Annotated in this window: 1 pseudogene; it reads left to right on the plus strand. The window is 72.6% G+C overall.

Features of this window, described 5'->3' with window-relative positions:
* A pseudogene (locus tag LPA54_RS41710) lies at positions 1 to 387 on the plus strand (hypothetical protein); the annotation flags it as partial.

The raw sequence follows: 387 nt of genomic DNA on the forward strand, positions 1-387 counted from the left end.
CACCTGCTACCCCGGCGTCGACGACGACGGCACCCAGGCCAACAGCCCCCAGTACGGCGCCCGGTTCACCGGCTGCACCTACGTGTCGGTCACCTCCGGGTTCCTGCACGCGGACACCGCCGGCTGGTCCGACGGCGGCGGCAACACGGTCCTACGCCGCGGCCCGAACATCGGCGAGAGGACCGGCACGACCGCAGCACCGGTCGATGCATTCGCCGAAGCGTGGGCGGCGGCCGGGAACTTCACCGTCGGCGGCTACTTCGCCACCGCGTCCGGCCAGTCCGACGGCCAGTGGAACATCTGGTCCCCGACCACGAAGGCCCTCAACCTCGGCGCGGCCGGTGGCGGTATCGCGATCGCCGAGGGCGAGGTGCCCGGGTCGGGGAT

Source organism: Streptomyces sp. DH12 (assembly GCF_020873895.1).
Classification (GTDB): Bacteria; Actinomycetota; Actinomycetes; order Streptomycetales; family Streptomycetaceae; genus Streptomyces.